Below are 3,879 nucleotides of genomic sequence, written 5' to 3'. Positions count from 1 at the left end.
CTCGGACTCGCCCACAACGGCACGACCTGGCAAATCCAGGCCACCACCTGACAGCACGGCCCGGATCAACCCAAGATCTTCATCAGCCTTCTAGCAGTCGTCCGAACGGGTGAGGCCGGGCCCGCCGCCCGTGCGCCCGGGGCCGCGCCCGTGCGGCGGCCGGAAGAATGCCGCAGACGGGGGCCGGGGACGGGAAGGGAGCACACGGTGCCGACGGGATCGCTCACAGGACAGGTCGCCCTGATCACCGGCGCGGGCCGGGGAATCGGCCGGGAGATCGCCATCGGCCTGGCTGCCGAGGGCATGGCCGTCGGCCTGGTCGGCCGCACCCACGGGACGCTGACCGACACCCTCAAGGAGTGCGCCCGGCGCGGCTCCCGCGGCGTCGCCGTCACCGCCGACGTCACCCGCGCCGGCGCCGTCCGCGAGGCCGTCCGGGTCGTCGAACGCGACCTCGGCCCGATCGACCTGCTGATCAACAACGCCGGCCTGGTCGACCGCGCCGAGGTGCCGCTCTGGGAGACCGACGCCAACCAGTGGTGGCAGGTGATCGAGACCAACCTGCGCGGCCCCTACAACCTGCTGCGCTGCGTCCTGCCCGGCATGGTGTCCCGGCGGCGCGGCCGGGTGGTCAACCTCAACTCCGGCTTCGCCCTGCGCCCGGACGGCCACTACACCGCGTACGCGACCTCCAAGGGCGCGCTGCTCCAGCTCTCCGACAACATGGCGGACTCGCTGGCCCGCCACGGCATCGTCATCCTCGACATCAGCCCCGGCGCGGTCGAAACCGACATGACCGCCGCCATGCCGATGTTCAAGGACACGCAGACCTGGGGCTCCATCCCGTACATGGTCGCGGTCACCGTGGACGCCGCCCGCGGCCGCTTCGATGGCCTGCACGGCCGGTTCATCCACGCCGGGCGGGACGACCTGGAGGAACTGGTCAACCGGGCCGCGGAGATCCGCGCGGCGGACGCCCGGACGCTGCGGATGCGCCCGTACAAGGCGGACGACCCGATGGGCTGAACGGGCCCCTCGGCCGGCGTGGTCGTTCCTGGTCCGAAGAGCGGTCAGGCGCACAGCTGACTGGCGGTCACCGGCTTCAGCCCCGCCTTGGCGAGGCCGTCCAGGATGCCCGGCAGCGCGTCCACCGTGCACTGGTGGCCCATGTGCAGGGCGACCACCGACCCGCCGCGCACCGACTTCAGCACCCGGCGCTGCAACTCGGCGGCCGACGGGTCGTTGTAGTCGCGCGGGTCGACGTCGAAGGACAGCACGTGCTCGTAGCCGACCGCCTTCGCCTGCTCGCGCACCGTCCGGGTGGCGTACTGCGCGGCGGACGGGCGGAACCAGCGGCCGATCGAGCCGGTGAGCCGCTGGAGCCGTTCGGCGCACTGGGCGATCTCGTCGTGCACCTGGGCGGCCGTCATCGTCGACAGGTCGAGGTGGTTCTGGGTGTGGTTGCCCAGCTCGTGGCCGGCGTCCAGGATCCGGCGGGCCATCTGCGGCTGCTGGTCGAGCCAGCTGCCGACGACCATCACGGTCAGCTTGATGCCGCGCTGCTCGGCGGCCTCCAGCAGCGCGGTGGCCTGCTTCGGATCGCCGCTGCCGTGGCAGGTCAGCGCCACGAACTTGCTGGTGCGCGGCCCGTTCACCACCTCGACCGGGGTGCCGGCGGCGAGCGGCGGCAGCACCGGCGGCGTCGGAGGCGTGGGCGGGGGCGTGGGCGGCGTCGCGGCCCCGGCGGCCGGCTCCGCGCCGGTGGCCGGGTCGGTACCGGCGGTCGGGTCGGCCCCGGTGGGCTGCGGCTCCGGCGGGGCGGACGGCACGGGGGAGGCCGGGCCCTCGCCGCCGTTCCAGGCCGGGTCGGTGGTGTGCTGCGGGTCGAGGGTGCCCGGGTGCACGGCGAGCCCCCCGGCGTCGGCCCGGCGCGGGGTGCCGGAGGCACACGCGCTGAGGAACCCGCTGGCGGCGGTCAGGGCGGCCAGCTGGACGGCGGTGCGCAGTACGGTGCGGCGGTCGGCAGTCATCGGCAGTCAGCATAGGGACGGCGGCCACCCACGGCGATCCGAGGAGCGTCCCGGTACCGCCATTGACGTGCACACACTCCACTGCCCGGGTGTTGCGTAAACCTGAACTCCCGCTGTTTCACCGGCGTGTCGTCGGATACGATCACGGCGCACCGCACGCCACGGGAGGGTGGCCGGGCCGGACGCGGGTCACCCCCGTCGTACCGGGCGGGCCCGCCGACCGCCGCGGCGGTGCCATTTTCGGCAGTGAGCACGGCAGAGGGGGGCGGAACAGGATGCACGAGGACAGCGCAGCCGTCGGCGAGGCCACCGGCACCGACTGGGACTGGGCCAGAGCGGACGACTGGCAGCCGCCGAGCGAGCTCGACACCGGCATCCCGCACACCGCCCGGATGTACGACTACTACCTGGGCGGCAAGGACAACTTCGAGGCCGACCGCAAGGCCGCCCAGGCCGCCATAGCCGCCTACCCCGCGCTGCCGCTGCTGGCCCGCACCAACCGGCAGTTCCTCGGCGACGCGGTGGAGTTCGCCGCCGGCCGGGGCATCCGCCAGTTCGTCGACATCGGCACCGGCATCCCGGCCGTCGGCTCCACCAGCGAGGTCGCCCAGCGGGTCGCCCCGGACGCCCGGGTGGTGTACGTCGACAACGACCCGATCGTCGCCACCCACGCCCGCGCCCTGCTGGCCGGCCACCCCGCCGGACACACCTCGGTCATCGAGGCCGACCTGCGCGACCCGGCCGCCATCCTCGACCACCCGGGCCTGCTCGCCGCCGTCGACCTGTCCCGGCCGGTCGCGCTGATGCTCGTCGCCGTGCTGCACTTCATCCGCGACGAGGACGGCGCCCAGAAGATCGTCCGCACCCTGCGCGACGCGCTCGCCCCCGGCAGCGCGCTGATCCTCTCCCACGGCAGCCCCGACTTCGCCTCCCGGGAGAGCGCCGCCGAAGGCACCCGCATCTACCGCAGCGCCAGCGCCCCCCTGGTGCTGCGCCCGCGAGCCGGCGTCGAACCCTTCTTCGGCGACTTCGAGTTCGCCGGCCCCGGCCTGGTCCAACTCCCGCTCTGGCGCCCCACCCCCGGCCACGTCCCCACCACCGAACTCCCCGAAGGCTGGCAGGACGTCTCCGCCTACGCGGGCGTCGCGTTCAAGCCGTAGCCCCGGTTCACGAGGCGGCCCCGGCGCCTCCCTCCTACGCCGGGACCGGCCTCGCGAACACCCTAGGCTCGGCCACTGACAGCCCGTCACCCTCCCCGGTGCGTACCGGGAGAAATCGGCACGACAGCGCGGGCGGACCGGTGTTAGCTTCCGCGGCATGGAACCCCTGAACGAGAACGAGATCCGCGCGTCCTTCGTCAACTGCTCCAAGGGCGAGGCCAGTCGGCTCAACCTCCCCCGGGGCCTGGCGGAACTGCCCTGGGAGAACCTGGACTTCCTCGGCTGGCGGGACCAGGGCGCGCCCGACCGGGCCTACCTGGTGGCGTCGTACGGCGGCGAGCCGGTCGGCGTGACGCTGCGGGTGCCGACGATCCGCCGCAGCCTCACCAAGACCAACGTCTGCTCGCTGTGCATCACCGCGCACGCCGGCTCCGGCGTCGCGCTGCTCGCCGCCCGCCGGGCCGGGGCGGCCGGGCGGGAGGGCAACACCGTCGGCACGTACATCTGCGCCGACCTCGCCTGCTCGCTGTACGTGCGCGGGCTGAAGAAGTCCGCCCTGGTGACCAGGCCCGACGAGTCGCGGGGGGGGGGGGGGGGGGGGGAGCCGCGGCGGGGGGGGGGGGGCGCCGCGGCCCCCCCCCGGGAGACCGACCCCACCCCCGGCGCGGAGGCCCGCAGCCCCCCCCCCG

Annotated in this window: 3 protein-coding genes and 1 pseudogene; 3 read left to right on the top strand and 1 reads right to left on the bottom strand. The window is 74.3% G+C overall.

Going from position 1 to position 3,879, the window contains the following annotated elements; all coding sequences use genetic code 11:
* Nucleotides 1-207: 207 nt before the first annotated feature.
* A complete protein-coding gene (locus ACFV6D_RS33285; protein WP_063346850.1) occupies nt 208-1,026 on the top strand; it encodes an SDR family NAD(P)-dependent oxidoreductase in 819 nt (272 codons plus the stop codon).
* Between the two features lie 44 nt (nt 1,027-1,070).
* Here ACFV6D_RS33285 and ACFV6D_RS33280 read toward each other — a convergent pair whose 3' ends face one another.
* Nucleotides 1,071-2,030 (bottom strand): polysaccharide deacetylase family protein, encoded by a 960-nt coding sequence (locus tag ACFV6D_RS33280; RefSeq protein WP_079135471.1) that lies wholly within the window; start codon nt 2,028-2,030, stop codon nt 1,071-1,073.
* Nucleotides 2,031-2,305: 275 nt separating this feature from the next.
* On the opposite strand from ACFV6D_RS33280, the gene ACFV6D_RS33275 reads away from it, so the two are divergent.
* Together ACFV6D_RS33275 and ACFV6D_RS33270 are read left to right on the top strand one after the other, a co-directional pair.
* Nucleotides 2,306-3,190, top strand: coding sequence for an SAM-dependent methyltransferase (locus tag ACFV6D_RS33275; protein ID WP_380562511.1), 885 nt, complete (start codon nt 2,306-2,308; stop codon nt 3,188-3,190).
* A gap of 157 nt (nt 3,191-3,347) precedes the next feature.
* Nucleotides 3,348-3,770: pseudogene (locus ACFV6D_RS33270) on the top strand (FBP domain-containing protein); the annotation flags it as partial.
* Nucleotides 3,771-3,879: the final 109 nt, after the last annotated feature.

It is taken from the genome of Kitasatospora sp. NPDC059812, assembly GCF_042732075.1.
GTDB lineage: Bacteria > Actinomycetota > Actinomycetes > Streptomycetales > Streptomycetaceae > Kitasatospora.
Note: the sequence above shows the minus strand (reverse complement) of the source record. Positions and strands in the feature narration are given on the sequence as shown.

Bases quoted from the DNA above. Each gene is read 5' to 3' on its own strand.
- ACFV6D_RS33280 (WP_079135471.1), bottom strand. From the start codon at position 2,030: ATGACTGCCGACCGCCGCACCGTACTGCGCACCGCCGTCCAGCTGGCC.
- ACFV6D_RS33275 (WP_380562511.1), top strand. From the start codon at position 2,306: ATGCACGAGGACAGCGCAGCCGTCGGCGAGGCCACCGGCACCGACTGG.